General features: G+C 65.6%; 21 protein-coding genes. 18 read left to right on the forward strand and 3 right to left on the reverse strand.

Annotated elements, in window-relative coordinates; translation table 11 throughout:
- Positions 1-69 precede the first annotated feature (69 nt).
- The gene (locus tag ACVWYQ_RS28745; RefSeq protein WP_157283760.1) at positions 70-537 is read left to right on the forward strand and encodes a nuclear transport factor 2 family protein; all 468 of its coding nucleotides are present in this window, start codon (positions 70-72) and stop codon (positions 535-537) included.
- 169 nt (positions 538-706) lie between these two features.
- Here ACVWYQ_RS28745 and ACVWYQ_RS28750 read toward each other — a convergent pair whose 3' ends face one another.
- Positions 707-1,411 (reverse strand): type 1 glutamine amidotransferase, encoded by a 705-nt coding sequence (locus tag ACVWYQ_RS28750; RefSeq protein WP_456726603.1) that lies wholly within the window; start codon positions 1,409-1,411, stop codon positions 707-709.
- A 28-nt stretch (positions 1,412-1,439) separates the two neighbouring features.
- Positions 1,440-2,366, reverse strand: coding sequence for a LysR family transcriptional regulator (locus tag ACVWYQ_RS28755; protein ID WP_271542892.1), 927 nt, complete (start codon positions 2,364-2,366; stop codon positions 1,440-1,442).
- A 151-nt stretch (positions 2,367-2,517) separates the two neighbouring features.
- Here ACVWYQ_RS28755 and ACVWYQ_RS28760 point away from each other — a divergent pair, with 151 nt between their 5' ends.
- Genes ACVWYQ_RS28760 through ACVWYQ_RS28795 form a run of 8 tightly spaced genes read left to right on the forward strand, consistent with a single transcriptional unit; the run spans position 2,518 to position 10,609 of the window.
- Positions 2,518-3,474 (forward strand): N-carbamoyl-D-amino-acid hydrolase, encoded by a 957-nt coding sequence (locus tag ACVWYQ_RS28760; RefSeq protein ID WP_271542893.1) that lies wholly within the window; start codon positions 2,518-2,520, stop codon positions 3,472-3,474.
- 37 nt (positions 3,475-3,511) lie between these two features.
- A complete protein-coding gene (locus ACVWYQ_RS28765; RefSeq protein WP_271542894.1) occupies positions 3,512-4,339 on the forward strand; it encodes an ABC transporter substrate-binding protein in 828 nt (275 codons plus the stop codon).
- Entirely contained in the window at positions 4,336-5,193 is an 858-nt protein-coding gene (locus tag ACVWYQ_RS28770) for an amino acid ABC transporter permease (RefSeq protein WP_036021759.1), read from the forward strand. The genes ACVWYQ_RS28765 and ACVWYQ_RS28770 overlap by 4 nt, the downstream gene beginning before the upstream one ends.
- Complete coding sequence (locus ACVWYQ_RS28775; RefSeq protein WP_271542895.1) at positions 5,190-5,954, forward strand: amino acid ABC transporter ATP-binding protein; 765 nt, start codon at positions 5,190-5,192, stop codon at positions 5,952-5,954. Before ACVWYQ_RS28770 ends, ACVWYQ_RS28775 begins: the two co-directional genes overlap by 4 nt.
- Before the next feature lie 15 nt (positions 5,955-5,969).
- A complete protein-coding gene (locus tag ACVWYQ_RS28780) occupies positions 5,970-6,785 on the forward strand; it encodes an ABC transporter substrate-binding protein (RefSeq protein WP_404545964.1) in 816 nt (271 codons plus the stop codon).
- Positions 6,772-7,656 (forward strand): polysaccharide deacetylase family protein, encoded by an 885-nt coding sequence (locus tag ACVWYQ_RS28785; protein ID WP_271542896.1) that lies wholly within the window; start codon positions 6,772-6,774, stop codon positions 7,654-7,656. The genes ACVWYQ_RS28780 and ACVWYQ_RS28785 overlap by 14 nt, the downstream gene beginning before the upstream one ends.
- Positions 7,656-9,239, forward strand: coding sequence for an ABC transporter substrate-binding protein (locus tag ACVWYQ_RS28790; RefSeq protein ID WP_404545966.1), 1,584 nt, complete (start codon positions 7,656-7,658; stop codon positions 9,237-9,239). Before ACVWYQ_RS28785 ends, ACVWYQ_RS28790 begins: the two co-directional genes overlap by 1 nt.
- Positions 9,236-10,609, forward strand: a complete 1,374-nt coding sequence (locus ACVWYQ_RS28795) for an amidohydrolase family protein (protein ID WP_271542898.1) — start codon at positions 9,236-9,238, stop codon at positions 10,607-10,609. Before ACVWYQ_RS28790 ends, ACVWYQ_RS28795 begins: the two co-directional genes overlap by 4 nt.
- 92 nt (positions 10,610-10,701) lie before the next feature.
- On the opposite strand, the gene ACVWYQ_RS28800 is transcribed toward ACVWYQ_RS28795, so the two are convergent.
- Entirely contained in the window at positions 10,702-11,601 is a 900-nt protein-coding gene (locus tag ACVWYQ_RS28800) for a LysR substrate-binding domain-containing protein (RefSeq protein ID WP_128264216.1), read from the reverse strand.
- Between the two features lie 278 nt (positions 11,602-11,879).
- Here ACVWYQ_RS28800 and ACVWYQ_RS28805 point away from each other — a divergent pair, with 278 nt between their 5' ends.
- Genes ACVWYQ_RS28805 through ACVWYQ_RS28845 form a run of 9 tightly spaced genes read left to right on the forward strand, consistent with a single transcriptional unit; the run spans position 11,880 to position 20,061 of the window.
- Positions 11,880-12,914 (forward strand): ABC transporter substrate-binding protein, encoded by a 1,035-nt coding sequence (locus ACVWYQ_RS28805; RefSeq protein WP_271542899.1) that lies wholly within the window; start codon positions 11,880-11,882, stop codon positions 12,912-12,914.
- Between the two features lie 23 nt (positions 12,915-12,937).
- Positions 12,938-13,978: an ABC transporter ATP-binding protein gene (locus ACVWYQ_RS28810; RefSeq protein WP_271542900.1), complete on the forward strand. Its 1,041-nt coding sequence runs from the start codon at positions 12,938-12,940 to the stop codon at positions 13,976-13,978.
- On the forward strand, positions 13,975-14,850 hold the full coding sequence (locus ACVWYQ_RS28815) for an ABC transporter permease (protein WP_036041395.1): 876 nt from the start codon (positions 13,975-13,977) through the stop codon (positions 14,848-14,850). The genes ACVWYQ_RS28810 and ACVWYQ_RS28815 overlap by 4 nt, the downstream gene beginning before the upstream one ends.
- On the forward strand, positions 14,847-15,653 hold the full coding sequence (locus ACVWYQ_RS28820) for an ABC transporter permease (RefSeq protein WP_456726604.1): 807 nt from the start codon (positions 14,847-14,849) through the stop codon (positions 15,651-15,653). The genes ACVWYQ_RS28815 and ACVWYQ_RS28820 overlap by 4 nt, the downstream gene beginning before the upstream one ends.
- A gap of 8 nt (positions 15,654-15,661) precedes the next feature.
- Positions 15,662-16,798, forward strand: coding sequence for an NAD(P)/FAD-dependent oxidoreductase (locus tag ACVWYQ_RS28825; RefSeq protein WP_271542902.1), 1,137 nt, complete (start codon positions 15,662-15,664; stop codon positions 16,796-16,798).
- Positions 16,799-16,829: 31 nt separating this feature from the next.
- The gene (locus ACVWYQ_RS28830) at positions 16,830-17,126 is read left to right on the forward strand and encodes a (2Fe-2S)-binding protein (protein ID WP_271542903.1); all 297 of its coding nucleotides are present in this window, start codon (positions 16,830-16,832) and stop codon (positions 17,124-17,126) included.
- Positions 17,123-18,541, forward strand: a complete 1,419-nt coding sequence (locus ACVWYQ_RS28835) for an FAD/NAD(P)-dependent oxidoreductase (RefSeq protein WP_271542904.1) — start codon at positions 17,123-17,125, stop codon at positions 18,539-18,541. Before ACVWYQ_RS28830 ends, ACVWYQ_RS28835 begins: the two co-directional genes overlap by 4 nt.
- Positions 18,538-19,659: an NAD(P)/FAD-dependent oxidoreductase gene (locus ACVWYQ_RS28840; RefSeq protein ID WP_271542905.1), complete on the forward strand. Its 1,122-nt coding sequence runs from the start codon at positions 18,538-18,540 to the stop codon at positions 19,657-19,659. The genes ACVWYQ_RS28835 and ACVWYQ_RS28840 overlap by 4 nt, the downstream gene beginning before the upstream one ends.
- A gap of 54 nt (positions 19,660-19,713) precedes the next feature.
- A complete protein-coding gene (locus ACVWYQ_RS28845; RefSeq protein ID WP_028138431.1) occupies positions 19,714-20,061 on the forward strand; it encodes a RidA family protein in 348 nt (115 codons plus the stop codon).
- Positions 20,062-20,215 lie beyond the last annotated feature (154 nt).

Below are 20,215 nucleotides of genomic sequence, written 5' to 3' on the forward strand. Positions count from 1 at the left end.
GTGGATGGCCTATCGACTCCGCTGATTGCGACGATACATTCGCGGTCCCGATCAACCGATGAGGCCATCATGTCGCGCCCGCCACTTCCACCCTTCACCCGCGAGACCGCCGCGCAAAAGGCCCGCATGGCCGAGGACGCCTGGAATTCACGCGATCCGGTGCGCGTCTCGCTCGCCTATACCGAGGACAGCCGCTGGCGCAACCGTTCGGAAGTGTTTCAGGGCCGCGAGGCCATCGTCGCCTTCCTCACCCGCAAATGGGAGAAGGAGCAGGATTACCGCCTGATCAAGGACCTCTGGGCCTTCGACGGCAACCGGATCGCGGTGCGCTTCCAGTACGAATGGCACGATGCAAGCGGCCAGTGGTACCGCTCCTACGGCAACGAGCAATGGGAGTTCGACGAGCACGGCCTGATGAAGCGGCGCGAGGCCTCGATCAACGACATCGCCATTGCGGAGAAGGACCGCCGGTTTCACTGGGCGGCGCCGGGCCCGCGACCGGCCGATGTGCCGGGATTGGGAAGCGATCCGTTCTGAACCGCTTCCTCTCCCTCTCCTCGTTCTTACGGGGAGAGGGGTGGGGTGAGGGGCTGTCTCAGCAAACTCGATGGCAGACGGACTCGCGGAGAGTCCCCCTCACCCGGATTGCGCAGACGATGCTTCGCATCGCCGCGCGCAATCCGACCTCAAGCGGGGCGAGGTGAACTCACCGTTTCGTCAGGAATCTTGTAATCGCCCCGCCGAGCTTCGCATTATCCATCGGCTCCGCCAGCGACGCCCTCGCGGTGGCGACGACTTCATCAGGTGCCTTGCCGTCGCGCAGATCGCAGCACACTTGCGCGAACCCGACATCGAATTCCGGATGCGGCTGCACTGTCAGCGTCGCGCCATTGGCATAGAGCAGGCCGGCATGCGGGGTGAACTCGGAGGAGAGGATCGTCAGCGCATCGTTTGGCGGCTCGATCACCTGGTCCTGATGCGAGGCGGCGATCGCAACCGCTTCACCGTCGATGACGCCGTTTTCCGGCAGCACCTGATAGACATGCCGGCCGATGCCCCAGCCATGCTCCGATTTGCGCACGGTGCCGCCGAGCGCCTGCGCGATCAGCTGGTGGCCGAAGCAGACACCGACCATCGGTGTCTTGTTGGCGTAAGCCGTCCGCGCGAAATCTTCCAGCGGCGCGATCCAGTCGAGCCCGTCATAGACCCCGGCCGCCGCGCCGGTGATCAGGACGGCCTCGAGCTTGCTCGGATCGGGAAGTGCATCGCCGTTGGGGATGCTGACGACCTCGATCGTCGCGGCCGGCTCCTCGGCGCGGATCATGCGCGCGAACATGTCCGGAAATGAACCGTGACGCTCGCGGTATTTTTGCGGCACCTCTCCGGTCTCGATGATGGTGATGCGTGCCATGGGCCTCCCGGTCAAAAGGTTGCGAAGCTCAGCCGCTTTCTGCCCCATGTTGCTGGTGCGGCGCTGTGCGCTCGAGCAGAGCGCTCTCCTTGCGGATCTCGTTGAGAAAGGCCTTGGCCAGACGCGACAGCGGCTCGGCTTCAGACCATAACATATAGGCGACCGCCTGCGTCGTCGGCGTGAACGGACGGACGACGAGGCCGCTGCCGCCGTTCTGCCGCGGCGAGAAGGGATCGACCACCGCCGCGCCGACGCCGGCGGCGGCCAGCACGCAGGCCGTGTTGCAGTAGCGCACCTCGACCGTCGGCCGGAACGGCGCACCGGCACGGGCAAAGCTGTCGCGCACGGCTTCGCCCAGCCGCGTGCCGCGTTCGAGCCCGATGAAGGGCAGGCCGGAGAGATCAGCGGCCGAGATCACCGGTCGTTCCGCGAGCGGATGCTGTGGCGGCAGCACGCAGACCATCTCGCCGGTGTGCACCACCTCATGCGCGATGCCGGGATGATGCGTGAGGCCGAGCGCGAAGCCGAGCTCGGCGACGCGGCTCAGCACACCCTCGATGATGCCCTCATAGCGCCGTACGTCGAAGAACACCCGCGTCTCCGGGCGGCGGCGCAGGAAGCCCGACAGCGCGGACGGAATGATGCTGTAGGCGAGCGGCGGCGTCGCCACGATGGCGAGATGCCCGGCGCGGTTCTCGCGCAAATCGCGCATGCGGTTCTCGAGCTTGGCGTGCAGCGCAAAGATCGCCTCGCTCTCCTTGTAGAGCGCCATCGCTTCGGCGGTTGGAAACAGCCGGTTGTTGACGCGCTCGAACAGCGCAAAGCCCGCCTGCGCCTCCATCGTCTTCAGCGCGTTGCTGACCGCCGGCTGCGACAGCGCCAGCTCGTCCGCCGCCGCCACCGTGGTGCGGTGGCGGATCACGGCGCGAAGGATCTCGAGCTGACGCAGGTTCATATCACTGCCGATTATAGTCAGGGCCAAAACATCATAGCAACGCGAATTGATTTTGCAGCAGCGCTTGCCCGTAATGGCAGCGGATTTGCGCGTCGCATCAAAGGGTTCGTTCGCCCATTGAGGCGGCAACGCGCACAGATTGGAGGCAAACTTGGTTCGTGTCCTTCGCGCCGCCGCGGCTCAGATGGGGCCGACACAAAAAGCCGATACGCGCGAGCATACGTTGTCGCGGATGCTCGACATGCTGGAGGAGGCGGCCGGTCGGGGTGCGAGCCTCGTGGTGTTTCCGGAGCTCGCCTTCACCACCTTCTTCCCGCGCTGGCTGCTCGAAGGCGAGGCCCTCGACCGGTATTTCGAGCGCAGCATGCCGAACCCCGCGGTGGCGAAGCTGTTCGATCGCGCACGTGCGCTCCGCGTCGGCTTTTACGTCGGCTATGCCGAGCTGACGGCGGAGGGGCGGCGCTACAATTGCGCCATCCTGGTCGATCGCGACGGCGAGGTTCTCGGCCGCTATCGCAAGGTGCATCTGCCGGGCTCGGTCGAGCCGCGTCCGGGCGCGCGCTACCAGCAACTCGAGAAGCGCTACTTCGAATATGGCGACCTCGGCTTTCCCGCCTTCCGCGCCGGCTCGTCCTGGGCCCATGCCATCATGGGCATGATGATCTGCAATGATCGTCGCTGGCCGGAATCCTGGCGCGTGCTCGGTCTGCAAGGCGTCGAGCTCGTCTGCATCGGCTACAATTCGGCGGCCTACGATCCCAACGGCGGCACGACCGAAGACGGAGCCTTGCGCACCTTCCACTCGACGCTGGTGACGCAGGCCAACGCCTACATGAACGCGACCTGGGCGATTTCGGTGGCGAAGGCGGGCGAGGAGGACGGCTCCGGCCTGATCGGCGGCTCCTGCATCGTCGATCCCAACGGCCGCATCGTCGCGCAGGCGCAGACGCTGGCCGACGAGGTGATCGTCGCCGACATCGATCTCGACCTCTGCCGCCAGGGCAAGGACAAGATGTTCAACTTCGCCGCCCATCGGCGGCCCGAGCAATACAGGGTGATCACCGAGCGTGCCGGCATCATCGAGCCGGCCGTTCTCGACGCAGATTGACCAACGGCCGGTCGCGGCGTTGGCAAAAGGAGCTGACATGACACGCCTCTCGTATTTGCTTGCCTGCGCGGCGCTGGCCGCGGTGACGTCGGCGCGAGGCGCCGAGCTCCCGGCGGAGATCAAGCAGGCCGGCACGCTGAAGCTGACAGTCAACTCCACCTACGCGCCGATGGAATATCGCGATCCCGCAACCAACGAGCTGGTCGGGCTCGACATCGATCTGGCGAAAGAGCTCGCCAAGCGGCTTGGCGACCTCAAGATCGTCTGGAGCGAGACGCCGTTCGCCGAGTTGATCCCCTCGCTCCAGACCAAGCGAGCCGACTTCATTATTTCCGGCATCTCCGATCGTGCCTCGCGGCGCGAGACCGCCGACTTCGTCGATTACCTCGCAACCGGCCCGCAGTTCTTCGTGATGGCGGAGAGCGCGGCCAAGGACGCCCCCGATCTCTGCGGCAAAAAGGTCGGCACCACCCGCAGCACCAGCTTCCCGGTCGAGATCGAGAAGTGGAGCAAGCAAAATTGCGAGCCGGCCGGCAAGCCCGCGATCCAGTACGTTCCGGGCGAGAATTCCATCGACGTCCGCAACCAGCTCAAGCAGGGCCGCATCGACGCCGCCGTGCAGGGCAGCGAGACGTTGCCTTATGCGCAGCAACAGGAGCCCGGCAAGTATCGCATCGTCGGCGAGCCCTTTGCCAGGGGCTATCAGGGCATCATGTTCCGCAAGGACGATGCGGTCTTGCGCGAGGTCGTGACGGAGAAGCTCGCGGCGATGATCGCTGACGGCTCGTACAAGGCCATTCTCGACAAATGGGGCTTGGGGACCAATGCAGTCGCCCAGCCCATGCTGAACGCGGCGCCGCAATGAAGCAGGCGCCGGCACTCGCGCAAGGATTTCCCGATCTGTCGGGCATGCGGATCGCGCGCGAACCGCACTGGTTTCGCTGGATCAGCGCGGCCCTGATCGTCCTCGTGCTGGCGGCGATCGCGCGCGCCTTTGCGAACGGCCAGATCGAATGGTCCTATGTCAGCCGCTTCCTGACCGCAAAGGTCATCCTCGAAGGCATCGTCAACACCATGGTAATGGCGGTGCTGGCGATGATGCTCGGCATCTTCCTCGGCATCGTCGTCGCGATCATGCGGCTGTCGCCCAATCCGGTGCTGAAGTCGGTCGCCGCCGGCTACACCTGGCTGTTCCGCGGAACGCCACTGATCCTGCAGCTGCTGCTGTGGTTCAACCTCGCGCTGGTGTTCCCGACCATCGGTATCCCCGGCCTGTGGTCCGCGCGCGCCGTCGACGTCATGACGCCGTTCCTTGCCGCGCTGCTCGGGCTCGGCATCAACCAGGGCGCCTACACCTCCGAAGTCATGCGCGCCGGCATGCTGTCGGTCGATATCGGGCAATATGAGGCGGCGCAGGCCATCGGCATGGGACGGCTGCGCGCGCTGCGCCGGATCGTGCTGCCGCAGGCGATGCGCGTGGTGATCCCGCCGCTCGGCAACGAGTTCATCGGCATGGTGAAGGCGACCTCGCTCGCCAGCGTGATCCAGTATCCGGAGCTGCTGCACAATGCCGAGAACATCTACTACGCCAACTCCCGCGTCATCGAGCTCCTGATCGTCGCCGGGCTCTGGTACCTGCTCGCGGTTTCGATCCTGACCCCGCTCCAGATGTTGCTCGAACGCCGCTTTGCGCGCGGCACATTGCGGCTGGCGCGATGACAAAACCGCTCGTCGCGATCCGCTCCGTAGCCAAGAACTTTGGAGAGTTTCAGGCTCTCAACAACGTCTCGCTCGACGTCTGGCCCGGCGAGGTGATGTGCCTGATCGGCGCCTCCGGCTCCGGCAAGACGACGCTGCTCCGCTGCATCAATCAGCTTGCCACGATCGATGCCGGGGGCATCTGGCTCGACGGCGAGCTGCTCGGCGTGCGCGAGCAAGGCGGAAAACTCCATCGCCTCAGCGAGCGCGAGATCGGGCGGCAGCGGCTCAAGACCGGCATGGTGTTCCAGCGCTTCAACCTGTTTCCGCACAAGACCGCGCTGGAGAACATCACGGAAGGTCCGATCCAGGTTCAGGGGCGCAAGCCGGACGAGGTGCGCGCCGAGGCGATCGAACTGCTTCGTCGCGTCGGGCTGGCGGCCAAGGCGGATTCCTATCCGGCGCAGCTCTCCGGCGGCCAGCAGCAGCGTGTCGCGATCGCGCGGGCGCTCGCCATGAAGCCGATGCTGATGCTGTTCGACGAGCCCACCAGCGCGCTCGATCCCGAGCTCGTCGGCGAGGTGCTCGCGGTGATGAAGGAACTGGCGCGAAGCGGCATGTCCATGATGGTGGTGACGCACGAGCTCGGCTTCGCCCGCGAGGTCGCCGACCGCGTCGTCTACATGGATCAGGGCGCGATCGTCGAGCAGGGCCGCGCCTCCGACGTGTTGGGCGCGCCGCGCGAGGAGCGCACCAAGGCATTTCTATCGGCAGTGATCTGACATTGGGGGTATGTGATGAAGAGACTTTTGCTTGCGGCGGCGTTCCTGGGCGTCATGAGCGCGTCGGCAATGGCGGCCGAATTGCCGCCTGAAATCGCAAAGCGCGGCAGCATCAAAGTGGCGGTCGTGCCGAATTATCCGCCGATGGAGTTCCGCGATCCCGCCACCAACGCGCTCTCCGGCTTCGACGTCGATCTCGGTGAAGCCATCGGCCGCAAGCTCGGCGTCAAGATCGAATGGACCGAGACCAGTTTTGCCGAGTTCATGCCCTCGATCTCGACCGGGCGGGTGGATGCCATCCTGTCCGGCTTCACCGACTATGCGAGCCGGCACGAGGTCGCGACCTTCGTCGATTATTTGCGCAGCGGCCCGCAGTTCTTCGTGCAGGCGTCGCGCAAGCCGGAATTCAAGGGTGCGACGTCACTGTGCGGCAAGAAGGTCGGCTCCAGCCGCCGCACGATGTTCCCGGCCCAGATCACCGCGTGGAGCGAGAAGAACTGCGGCAGCAATCCGATCCAGGTCGTCGGCACCGACGGCTCGGCCGACGCGCGCACCCAGCTGAGGCAAGGCCGCATCGATGCCGCTGCCCAGGGCAACGAGACGCTGCCCTACATCATGGACCTCGAGCCCAACACCTATGCGACCGTGGGCGAGCCCATCGCACAGCAATTCACCGGCATTGCTCTGCCGGTGAAGGAGAAGGCATTGCAGCAGGCAATGCTGGAAGCCGTCGACGCACTGATCGCGGACGGCACCTACAAGACGCTGCTGGCGAAGTGGAAATTGAGCGACAACGCAATCGAGAAGGCGACCATCAATGCTGGACAGTAAGGCACTCCAGAGCATTCCGCTCGTTCCGGCCAACACCGCGGATCCCGCGCCCGAATATCCCTGGCCGAAGCCGTACACATCCGCGATGTTCCTGTCGTTCGACGTGGACGCCGAGAGTGCCTGGACCAGCAAGGACGCGGCGCATGCGCAGCGGCTCATCACCATGAGCTATGGCGGCTACGAGGCGCGCGTCGGCACGCCGAAGCTGCTGGAGCTGCTCGGCCAGCTCGATCTCAAGGCGACGTTCTTCGTCACGGGGTGGTCGGTCGACGCGCATCCGGCGATGGCGGAATCCATCTTGAAGGCCGGTCACGAGATCGGACATCACGGCTATCACCATCTGCTGCCGGATCCCGGCGATCCCTGGATCGAGGAGGAGCTGGAGCGCGGTTTCGAGGCTTTGAAGCGCCGGCTCGGCGTCAAGCCGACCGGCTATCGCGCGCCCTATGGCGAGTTCACGGAGGAACTGCGCGTCGCGCTGGTGCGGCACGGTATCGTCTATACGTCCTCGTTCCGCGACGACGTCAGGCCCTATCGCCATCGTCTCGCCGACGGCAGGCCCGGCACGATCGAGCTGCCGGTCACCGCGAGCTATGACGACTGGATGCACGGCCTGTCCGCGCGCTTCAGTCCGCGCTCGATTTTCCCGAAGGAGCACGTGCTCTCGATGTGGAAGGACGAGCTGGACGAAGTCCGCGACTGGGGCGCGATGGTGACGACCGTGCTGCATCCGCAATGCAGCGGCCGCCCGATGCGGCTGCGTCTGCTGCGCGAGTTCCTGAGCTACGCAAAGTCGTGCCCGGATGTCTGGATCACCACCGGCGAGAACATCGCGGAAAACTTCCTGCGCCACGAAGCCGGTCACCGCTGATGTCCATCTCCCGCCGTTCGCTCCTCAAGGCCGGCGCGGCGCTGCCGGCGCTGTCGCTGCCGGGCATCGTCCGCGCTGAATCGCAATCCACGCTGCGCTTCATTCCCGTCATCGATCTCGCCTTCGTCGATCCCATCTATTCGACGGCACAGGTGTCGCGAAACCACGGCTTCATGGTTTACGATACGCTGTACGGCATGAGCTCCTCGCTCCAGGTCTCGCCGCAGATGCTGTCGGGCCAGGCCATCTCCGCCGACCAGCTGCAGTGGGACCTCACGCTTCGTGATGGTCTGTTCTGGCACGACGGCGAACGCGTGCTGGCGCGCGATTGCGTCGCCAGCATCCGCCGCTGGGCCGCGCGCGACGGCTTTGGCGGCGAGCTGATGGAGGCGACCGCCGAGCTCACCGCTGCCGACGACCGCACCATCCGCTTTCGTCTGAAGCGTCCTTTTCCGCTGCTGCCGCAGGCGCTCGGCAAGGCCGCGATCAACGCTTGCTTCATGATGCCGGAGCGGCTGGCGAGCCAGGATCCGTTCAAGCCGCTCACCGATGTCATTGGCAGCGGCCCGTTCCGCTATCTCGCCGACGAGCGCGTACAGGGCGCGCGCAACGCCTATGCCAAATTCGAGCGCTACCAGCCGCGCACCGACGGCAAGCCGGATTGGACCGCGGGGCCGAAGATCGTGCACTACGATCGCGTGGTCTGGACCACTACGCCCGATGCCGGCACCGGCGTCGCCGCGCTGCAGACCGGCGAGCAGGACTGGCAGGAGACCACGCCGCACGATCTCTTGCCAGTGATCAAGGCGGCCGGCGATATCGAGACGCGCATCCTCGATCCCAGAGGCTACGCCTGCATGCTGCGCCTCAACCACCTGCAGCCGCCGTTCGACAATCCCGCCATCCGCCGCGCGCTCCTGGGTGCGATCGATCAGTCCGCGTTCATGACCGCTGTCGCCGGCACCGATCCGGCGTTCCAGGTCTCGCCGGTCGGCTATTTCGCACCCGGCACCCCGATGGCAAATGAGGTCGGCCTCGACGTGTTCCGCGGCCCGCGCGACTACGCCAAGGTCAAGGCTGACCTCAAGGCCGCCGGCTATAACGGCGAGAAGATCGTGCTGCTGGTCCCCACCAATTCGCTGGCGCAAAAGCCGCTTGGCGAGATCGCGGTGGACTCGTTGCGCAAGGCCGGCATGAACGTCGAATATGCCGGCCTCGATTTCGCCGTGGTGCTGCAGCGCCAGCTGAAGAAGGATCCGCTTCCGCAGGGCGGCTGGAGCGCCGCGGTCGGCAACTGGCAGGGCATCGACTGGCTCAACCCGGCCGGCAACACCAACATCCGCGGTGAAGGCAAGGTCGCCGGCTGGTACGCGAGCACGAAGATGGGCGAGTTGCGCAGCCAGTGGCTGGCGGCCTCCGAGCTCGCCGAACAGCAGCGCATCTGCCGCGAAGTCCAGAGGGTGGCGTTCGAGGAAATCCCCTATATTCCGATCGGCCTCTACAAGCAGCCGACGGCCTATCGCAAGGCCATCACCGGCATTCTCGACGGCACCGCCGTGTTCTGGAACGTGCGCCCCGCATGAGCACCACAGCAATCTTCGGCAGCTATGTGCTGTCACGCAAAGACGGCGCGCAGGATGTCTTGCGCGACCACTGGGTTCTCGTCCAAGGCAAGAAGATTGCAGCGATCACGCGCGACAAGCCGCGCGCCGATCAGGTCTATGATCGCCCAGGCCGCTTCGTCCTGCCGGGCCTGCTCAACCTGCACAATCATTGCTTCTCGGAAGCAGTGGCGCGCAGCCACACCGAGGACGGCAACGGCCGCAAGAACAACCAGAGCATCGTCTACACGGTGCTGCTGCCGCTGACCAAGCGCGGCGCCGATATCCTCTCCGCAGAAGAGCGGCTTGCGGTGGCGCGGCTCGGCATCCTCCAGCTGCTCAAGGGCGGCGCCACCACGGTGATGGAGCCGTTCCGCAACTCGATCCCCGAGATGTTCGACGCGGCGGAGGAGATGGGCATCCGCTTCTACGGAGCGCCCTATCTGTTCTCGACCTCCGACGCCAAGGCCGGGCCTGACGGTGTGGTCCAATATTCCGGCGATGACGGCGCTGCTGATATGGCGACGTGGGACGCGCTCTATCAGCGCTGGAATAGTCGCGGCGACGGCCGCATCAAGCTCGCCATGAGCCCGCATGCGACCGACACCTGCGGCCCCGATCTGCTGAAGGCCTGCGCCAGCCGGGCGCGCGAGCTCGGCGTTCCCATCACGACGCACATGGCGCAGAGCCGCGCCGAGGTCGAGACCATCGCCAAGCGCTATGGCGGCCGCACCCCGGCGCAATATCTCGATTGGCTCGGCCTGCTCGCGCCCGATCTGATGGCGGCGCATTGCATGTTCTCGAGCGACGACGATCTCAGGCTGATGGCCGCGCGCGGCATGACCGTCTTGAACTGCCCGCGCGTGTTCGCGCGTGCCGGCATCACCGCGCCGTTCAGCCGCTTCGCCGCGCACGGCGTGCGCACCGTGGTCGGCACCGACGGCTACAACATGGACCTGCTCGGCGAGCTCAATGCGGCGTCGCTGATCTCCAAGATCATTTCGGCGCGCCCTGACGTCGCGAACTCACCCGAGCTGATCGAGGCGAACACGAGGGTCGCCGCCGACGTCATCAAGCGGCCCGATCTCGGCCGCATCGAGCCGGGCGCGACCGCCGATCTCACTATCGTCGATCTCACCCATCCGCATCTGCAGCCGCTGTTCGACCCGCGCCGCGCGCTGATCGCACTCGCCAACCGCGCCAATATCGATCAGGTCATGGTCGACGGCCGGGTCCTGGTCGATGAGGGGCGCTATCTCGGCGCGGATGAAGCTGCGATCATTGCGGCGGGCACCGCCGCGATCGGCAAGATCTGGGATCTGCCGGAGGCGCAGGCGGCGTTCAGTGGTTGAGCGCTACTGGCGCCACGAAGACGGTGCGCTCCCTCTCCCGCTTGCGGGAGAGGTGGCAGCGAGCATGGAGCTGCACTGTTCGAACCGAAGCCCTAATCCTCGAACTCCACCAGCGCCTTGCGCATGGTCTCGACCAGGTCCAGCGCCACCGGTGATGGACTGCGCTGCGCCGGAAAGACCGCGGAGAATTCGAAGTCGATGCGCGGCAGGAAGCGGCGCACGACGACGCCGCGCGTTGCAAATTCCTGCGCCGTGAAGGGATCGCAGATCGCGACGCCAAGGCCCGACGACACCATGCCGCACATGATCTCCGACAGCGTGGTCTCGACGCGCAGCACGCGGCGGACATCGTGGCGGTGGAAGACCTGGTCGACGAGATGCCGGCTCGAGGATCCCGCCGACAGCGAGATGAAGGTCTCGCCCTCGAAATCGCGCGGCTCCAGCACTTCCTTCTCCGCGAGGCGATGACCGGTCGGCAGCACTGCGACGCGCGCTGGCGCCGGCAGTCTCTGGCTCGGCAGACCGGAATGCGCGATCGGCACCTCGGCAAAGCCGACGTCACATTGATTGTTCAGCACCCAGTCGACCACGATCGGCGAGATGACACCGAAGAAGGCCAGGTTGAGGTTGGGCCGCTCCTTCAGGAAGTGACCGGTGAGCCGCGGCAGATAGCCGTTCGACAGCGCCGGCAGTGCTGCGATGCGTAGCGAGCCCGTGCGGCGTCCGCGGATTTCTTCCGCCGCCGCCGTGATGCGTTCAAGGCCGACGAAGGAACGCTCGACCTCGGTGTAGAGCGCCATCGCCGCGGCGGTCGGCACCAGACCGGTGCCGCGCCGCTCGAACAGCTCCATTTTGAGCAGGGCCTGGAGGTCGCGCAGCAAGCGGCTGACGGCCGGCTGCGTCACCTTCATCAGCGCCGCCGCCTCGGTCACGCTGCCAGTCAGCATCGTCGCGCGGAAGGCCTCCACCTGCCGCGAATTGATCCGCGCCATCCCCAGTCCCATCCATAACATTTCGGCATGCAGAGGGTGCCATTATTCATTGGACGATGGAAGCTTGGGTCTGCGATCTTTTTCATCAGGACTGGAGACAGCCCGCTTTTTCGGCAGATTGGAGGGGTTCAAACCTCCAGATCGCGCCAAAACCCACCGAATGGGGGCCGGAGCCCTGATCGGAGAGGGATTCGCGCGGAAGGGAATGCGGCAACGCGCTTCAGCCAAGCGAGACTCGTCGGCACGTCACCTCATTCCGGTATTGGAGATCGGTCCACATGAAGACTTTTCGCCTTCTGACCGCGGTCAGCATCGCAGCGCTCATTGCCGCTCCCTCGGCCGCCTCGGCCCAGCAAAAGACGCTCTACGTCGCCGGCTATGGCGGCTCGTTCGAGAAGACCATCCGCGACGAGGTGATCCCGGCCTTCGAGAAGGAGAACGGCGTCAAGGTCGAATACGTCGCTGGCAACTCCACCGACACGCTGGCCAAGCTCCAGGCCCAGAAGGGCAACCAGCAGATCGACGTTGCCATCGTCGACGACGGCCCGATGTACCAGGCCATCCAGCTCGGCTTCTGCGGCAAGCTCGACGGCCTGCCCGCCGATCTCTACGACACCGCGCGCTTCAAGGACGATCGCGCCGTCGCGATCGGCATCGTCGCTACCGGCCTGATGTACAACACCAAGGTGTTCAAGGAGAAAGGCTGGGCGCCGCCGACCTCGTGGAACGATCTGAAGGACACGAAATACGCAAAACAGCTCGTGATCCCGCCGATCAACAACACCTATGGCCTCGAAGCGCTGGTGATGCTGTCGAAGATGAACGGCGGCGGCGAGACCAACGTCGAGTCCGGCTTCAAGATCTTCAAGGAGCAGATCAATCCGAACGTGCTGGCCTATGAGCCGTCGCCGGGCAAGATGACCGAGCTGTTCCAGTCCGGCCAGGCCGTGATCGCGGTGTGGGGCACCGGCCGCGTGCAGAGCTTCGCCAATACCGGCTTCCCTGTCGACTTCGTCTATCCCAAGGAAGGCGCAGCGACGCTGCTGACCACGGCGTGTCCGATCAACAAGCCCAATGCTTCGCCGCTCGCTGCGAGCTTCGTCAAGATGCTGCTCGATCCGAAAACCCAGCTCGTGATGCTGAAGGATTACGGCTACGGCCCGGTGCTGAAATCGCTGGTGATCCCGCCCGAGCTCGGCAAGATGGCGCCGATCGGCGAGCGCGCGGCCAAGCTCTACAATCCGGACTGGACCGTCATCAACGAGAAGCGCGAGGAGTGGACCAAGCGCTGGAATCGCGAGGTCGAACGCTGATCGGTCGCCGCGGAGACAGCGTCATGGCCTATCTCGAGCTCGATCGGGTCGCAAAGCAGTTCGGCACGCAGACCGTGGTCGATGACTTCAGCCTGTCGGTGGGAAAGGGGGAGTTCATCTCCTTCCTCGGCCCGTCCGGCTGCGGCAAGACCACGACGCTGCAGATGATCGCGGGCTTCCTCGATCCGACACGCGGCGCGATCCGGCTCGAGGGCAAGGACCTGACCGCGATCCATCCGGCCAAGCGCGGCCTCGGCATCGTGTTCCAGAGCTACGCGCTGTTTCCGCACATGACCGCGGCGGAGAACGTCGCCTTCGGCCTGGAGATGCGTGGCGTGCCGCGCGCTGAAAGGTCCGAACGCGTCCGCGCCGCACTCGCGATGGTGGGCCTCGCCGGATACGAGGACCGTCACCCCCGCCGCATGTCCGGCGGCCAGCAGCAGCGCGTGGCGCTGGCGCGTGCGCTGGTGATCAAGCCGAGCGTGCTGCTGCTCGACGAGCCGCTGTCCAACCTCGACGCCAAGCTGCGCGAGGAGATGCAGATCGAGCTGCGCCAGATCCAGCGCACCGTCGGCACCACCACGATCCTGGTCACGCACGACCAGAACGAGGCGATGTCGCTGTCCGACCGTATCGTGGTGATGAGCCAGGGCAAGATCGAGCAGATCGGCACGCCGCAGCAAACCTATGAGAAGCCGGCCTCGGCCTTCGTCTCGCAATTCCTCGGCAAGACCAACGACTTTGCCGGAATGATCGACCGGACCGTGGCGCCGACGCAACTGGTGGCCGGCTCCTGGCGCGCACCGGCGCCGGCCGGGCTTGGCGGTCCCGTGACCGTCAGCGTGCGTCCCGAAAGAATCGGCTTCGGCGATACGGGGCTCAGCGCAAAGATCATCACGCGCATCTTCCAGGGCAATCACTGGCTGTTCCAGTGCGACAGCGAATGCGGCCCGGCGATCGTGATCCGCCAGAACGACGGCAAAGCGCAGCCGGCCGAAGGCGACGCGGTTCGCCTCACCTGGCGGCCCGAGGACATGAGCGTGCGCGCGAGGGCCGGCGCATGAGCATGGCGGCCGAGGAGCGCAGCCTGCGCGCGCCGTGGGTGCTGACCGCGCCCGCTTTGATGCTATTCGTTGGCGTGCTGCTGATTCCGCTGGCGATGACGGTGATGCTGTCGTTCCACGATTGGGGCCAGTACAAGGGCATCGAGCCGGTCTTCATCCTCAAGAACTGGCACGAGATCGCGACCGATCCCTATTACGCCGAGATGTTCTGGCGGACCTTCCGCATCGCGATCCTGACCACGCTGCTCACCGCACTGCTCGGCGCGCCCGAAGCCTATATCCTCAACCGCATGAGCGGCCGCTGGAAGAGTTTTTTCCTGCTGGTCATTCTCGGGCCGCTTCTCATCTCGGTGGTGGCGCGCACGCTGGGCTGGGCCCTGCTGTTTGGCGGCAACAACGGGCTGGTCAACAAGCTCCTGATGTCACTCGGGCTAATCGGCTCCCCCATTCCCTTCATGTTCACCGAAACAGGCGTGGTGATCGCGCTCGCGCATGTGATGATGCCGTTCATGGTGCTCTCGGTGTGGGCGGCGCTGCAGCGACTCGATCCGCAGATCGAGAATGCCGCGATGTCGCTCGGCGCGGGCCCTGCGACCATCATCCGCCGCATCATCATGCCCCAGATCATGCCCGGCGTGCTGTCGGGCGCGATCATCGTGTTTTCGCTCTCGGCCAGCGCGTTCGCAACACCCGCGATCATCGGCGGGCGCCGGCTCAAGGTCGCGGCAACGCTCGCCTATGACGAATTCCTCAACACCCTGAACTGGCCACTCGGTGCCGCCGTCGCGACGCTGCTGCTGGCCGCACTGGTGCTGATCGTCGTCGGCAGCAACGCGCTGATCGAGCGCCGCTATGCGGAGGTGTTCCGATGAGCCGGAACGGACCGCTCGCGCTGATCTTCCACACCGTCTTCGTCATCGTCATGGTGGCGCCAATCTTGGTGGTCTGTCTTGTCGCCTTCACGCCCGAAGGTTTTCTGTCGCTGCCGACCAACGGGTTTTCGCTGCGCTGGTTCAGGACCATCGCGAACTACCCCGAGTTCATCCATGCGTTCTGGGTCAGCCTCGGCCTTGGCGCGCTGTCCTCGCTCGTGGCGCTCCTGTTCGCGGTGCCGGCGGCGCTCGCAATCGCGCGCTATCGTTTCCGCGGCCGTGATGCGCTGGCGGCGCTGTTCCTGTCGCCGCTGATGATCCCGCACGTCGTGCTCGGCATCGCCTTCCTGCGCTTCTTCACCTCGGTGGGACTAGGCGGAAGCTTTGCCGCGCTGATCATCGCCCATGTCATCATCGTGTTCCCGTTCGCGCTGCGGCTGACGCTGGCGGCGGCGATCGGCATGGACCGCACGGTCGAGATGGCGGCGGTCTCGCTCGGCGCCGGCGGCTGGACGCTGTTTCGCCGCGTGACCTTGCCGCTGATCCTGCCCGGCGTCATCAGCGGCTGGGCGCTCGCCTTCATCCAGTCCTTCGACGATCTCACCATGACCGTCTTCCTTGCTGCGCCAGGGACCGAGACGTTGCCGGTCCGCATGTTTCTCTACATCCAGGACAACATCGATCCGCTTGTGACGTCGGTCTCGGCCTGCGTGATCGCAATCACCATGGCCGCCCTCATTCTGCTCGACCGCTTCTACGGGCTCGACCGTGTGCTCGCCGGCAAGGGCGATACGGGACGATAGGAGAACTCATGCCAGGAGAATACGACGTCGCCGTCGTCGGCGGCGGATTGCTCGGCTCCGCCATTGCCTGGGGCCTCGGCCGGCTCGGCAAGAAGGTCGCCGTGCTCGACGAAGGCGACATCACCAAGCGCGCCTCGCGCGCGAACTTCGCGCTGGTGTGGGTGCAGAGCAAAGGGCTCGGCATGCCTGCCTATACGCGGTGGACCGTGCAGGCCTCGCAAGCGTGGGGCCGGCTGGCCTCCGAGCTGAAGCAGCAGACGGGCCTCGACGTCGCCCTGCAGCAGAACGGCGGTTTTCATCTTACGCTCGGCGAGGACGAATTCGGCCAGCGCACCGAGCTCGTCAAGCGCATGCACAACCAGGTCGGCGCGGCCGACTACAAGATGGAGATGCTGCGGCCGTCCGAGGTGAAGAAGGCACTACCGCTGATCGGCCCCGAGGTCTCCGGCGGCAGCTATTGTCCGCTCGACGGCCACGTCAATTCGCTGCGCACTTTCCGCGCCTTCCACACCGGCTTCATTGCGTTCGGCATCGACTATTTTCCGGAGCGCCCGGTATCGGCGATCAGCAAGAGCGGCGGCGAATTTCGCCTGACGACGCCGCAGGGCGAGCTGCGTGCCGCCAAGATCGTGCTTGCCGCCGGCAATGCCAACCAGACGTTGGCGCCGATGGTCGGCCTCTTTGCGCCGATGGGCCCGACTCGCGGCCAGGTCGTCGTGACCGAGCGCACCATGCCGTTCCTGCCGCATCCGCTGACCACGATCCGCCAGACCGACGAGGGTACGGTGATGATCGGCGACAGCAAGGAGGACGAGCTCGACGATCGCACGTTGAAGCCGTCGATCAGCGGCGTCATGGCCGATCGCGCGCAGCGCATGTTCCCGCATCTGGCGCGGCTCAACGTGGTCAGGAGCTGGTCCGGCATTCGCGTCATGCCGCAGGACGGCTTCCCGATCTACGACCAGTCGGAGACGCATCCCGGCGCCTTCGTCGCCTGCTGCCATTCCGGCGTGACGCTCGCCTCCAACCACGCCTTCGAGATCGCGCGCATGGTGGCACAGGGCGCGCTCGAGCCGGAGCTGGTCGGCGCGTTCTCGGCGAGCCGTTTTGGCGGCGCAGGTGCTGCCAACAGCAGCGGTTACTGAAGATTTTGAGAAGGAGCCAAGAGGCATCCCCATGTTCAAGCGATCCGAACAGGACAACCGGCCAGAGGTGCAGATCTTCGTCGACGGCGTCGCCGTCGCAGCGCGCCAGGGCGACACCGTCTCTGCCGCGCTGCTGGCCTCGGGCTGCGACGCACGGCGTTCCACCGCTGTCAGCGGCGCGCCGCGTCTGCCTTATTGCATGATGGGCGTCTGCTTCGACTGCCTCGTCACCATCGACGGCGTCGGCAACCGGCAAGGGTGCCTTGTGCCCGTCGCCGAGGGCATGCAGATCGAAATTCAGAAGGGCAAGCGGGAGATCGGAAAATGAGCGTGGCTCCCAAGCGCGAAAACTATGACGTCGTGGTGATCGGCGCCGGGCCTGCCGGCCTTGCTGCTGCCGCAACATCCGCTGAGGCTGGCCTCTCGACGCTGCTGCTCGACGAGAACATCGGCCCCGGCGGTCAGGTGTTCCGTGCGATTTCTTCGACTCCGGTCACCGAGCGCAATCAGCTCGGCGCCGATTATTGGGTCGGGGCCGAGCTCGTGCAGTCGCTGCGCGCGAGCAGCGCGGAAGTCATCCAGCGTGCGACTGTCTGGAGCCTCGACCGCAATCTCGATATTGCCGTCTCGATCGGCGGCGCCTCGGCCTTCGTCAAGGCGAAACGCGTGATTCTCGCGACCGGCGCGCTGGAGCGGCCCTTCCCAATTCCCGGCTGGACGCTGCCGGGCGTGATGACCGCGGGCGCGGCGCAGACCATGCTGAAGTCCTCGGCGCTGGTGCCCGACGGACGCACGGCGATCGCAGGGCAGGGGCCGCTGCTGTGGCTGCTCGCCGCGCAGATCCTGCGGCTTGGCGGCCGCATCGATCGTATTCTAAACACCACCGAGCGCGGCAATTATTTCGCCGCGCTGCCGTATGCCTTCGCGTTCCTGACCTCGCCCTATTTCGCCAAGGGCCTGTCGATGATGCGCGAAGTGAAGGCAAAGGTGCAGGTCGTCTCTGGCGTCACCGAGCTTGCGGCTTCCGGTGATGGCCAGCTTGCCAGCGTGAGCTATGTCGCCGGCGGCAAGCGCGAGACCATTCCCACCGATCTGTTGCTGCTGCATCAGGGTGTCGTGCCCAACGTCAATCTGGCGATGTCCGCCGGCATCGAGCATCGCTGGGATGATCTGCAGCTCTGCTGGTCGCCGGTGCTGGACGCGAGCGGCAATTCGTCGGTCGCCGGCATCGCGATCGCCGGTGACGGGGCCGGCATCGGCGGCGCGAGTGCAGCCGTGGTGCGCGGTCGCATTGCCGCGCGCGCCGCGGTCGAAGCACTGGCGCCCGCTTCTGCCGCAAAACTTCCCGCAATGGCGACGCTCCGTTCCGACCTCGCCAAGGCCGAGCGTGGCCGCCTGTTTCTCGACACGCTGTTCCGCCCCGCGCCGCACTTCCGCGTTCCCTCGGGCGATACTATCGTCTGCCGCTGCGAGGAGGTGACCGCGAAGGACGTGCTCGATTCCGTCGCGATCGGCGCGACCGGACCGAATCAGCTCAAGGCCTATCGCCGCACCGGCATGGGCCCGTGCCAGGGCCGGCTCTGCGGCCTCACCGTCACCGAGCTGATGGCGCAGGCGCGCGGCAAGACCCCGCAGGAGATCGGTTACTACCGCCTGCGCGCGCCGGTGAAGCCGATCACGCTGGCCGAGCTCGCCGCCGTTCCGAAGAGCGAGGCCGACGTCAAGGCCGTGGTGCGCGGATGAGCACAAACGTGGATGCGATCGTCATTGGCGGCGGCATCCACGGGTGCTCGACCACGCTGCATCTGTGTCTCGCCGGCCTGAAGCCGGTGTTGATCGAAAAGGACTATGCCGGCCGCCACGCCTCGGGCGTCAACGCCGGTGGCGTTCGTCAGCTCGCCCGGCACATCCCGGAGATCCCGCTGTCGATCCGCTCGATGGGAATCTGGGAGAAGATTTCGGAGCTCCTCGACGACGATTGCAGCTTTGAGAGCTACGGCCAGGTTCTCGTCGCTGAGAACGAGGACGAGCTCGCGGCCTGCCGCGCGCGGGTCGCCGAGCTCAACGCACTGGGCTTCACCCACGAAGAGCTGATCGGCGCCGCCGAACTGCGCCGGCTGGTGCCGGCGGTGGCCGAGACCTGTCCCGGCGGCGTGGTCTCGCGCCGGGATGGCGCGGCTAATCCGGCGCAGACGACGACGGCGTTCCGCCGCAAGGCCGAGCAGTTAGGTGCGACCGTGCGCGAAGGCGTCGCGGCCGGCAACATCCGCCACAACGACGGTCTCTGGCACGTCGATGCGGGTTCGGAGAGCTTTGCCGCGCCGGTGCTGGTTAATGCGGCCGGCGCCTGGGCGGGCAGGATCGCGGCTGATCTCGGCGAGCCGGTGCCGGTCGAGACCGTGGCGCCGATGCTGATGATCACTTCGCGCGTTCCGCACTTCATCGACCCCGTCGTGATCCTGCGCGGCCGGAAGCTGTCCTTCAAGCAGTTCAAGAACGGCACCGTGCTGATCGGCGGCGGCCATCTGGCTACGCCTTATCAGGACCGCAACGAAACGGTGCTGGACTGGAAGAGCCTTGCGACCAGCGCGCAGATCGTGTTCGAGCTGTTTCCGGTGATGCGTAGCGCCACCATCGTTCGCGCCTGGGCCGGCATCGAAGCCAAGATGAAGGACGACATTCCCGTGTTCGGGCCGAGCTCGCGTCACAAGGGCCTCTATCACCAGTTCGGCTTCTCGCTGCACGGTTTCCAGCTCGGCCCTGGCGCCGGCGCCGTGATGGCGGAGCTGATCGTCAACGGCGGCACCCAGACCCGCATCAGTGATCTCGGCATCGACCGCTTCCACCCTTCCGCACTCTAGCATGATCCGAATAGCCGAAAAGATCATGCTCAAACAAAGGAACAAGAGGACATCATGAGCATCACCCGCAGCATCCGCACGCCCATCATGCACCGCGCCGTCGAAGCCAATGGCTTCGTCTTCCTCGGCGGCACGATCGCCGACGACACCTCGGTCTCGATGGGTGAGCAGACCCGCAACATCCTCGGCAAGATCGCCGGCTATCTGAAGGAGGCGGGAACCGACAAGTCGCGCGTGGTCAGCGCCTCGATCTTCGTCACCGATCTCTCCAAGAAGAAGGAGATGGACGCGGCCTGGACCGAATTCTTCGGCGACAATCTGCCGACCCGCGCCACCGTCGGCGTCGCCGATCTCGGCGGCGGCGCGCTAATTGAGGTGGTGGTGACCGCGCTCAAGGGCTGATGGCGCACGGCGAGGAAGGACGACAGCGCCCATCACGCTGTTGCCTCCTCGTGCCGCGCCTTGATCTCGCCCTTTGATGGGACTAGTTAGAGAATTCCTCAATCAGGATCTTCGCAGCCATGGATTTCACCCCGACCGCAACGCCCATCCGCCT

The sequence above is a fragment of the Bradyrhizobium sp. USDA 3397 genome (genome assembly GCF_054060965.1).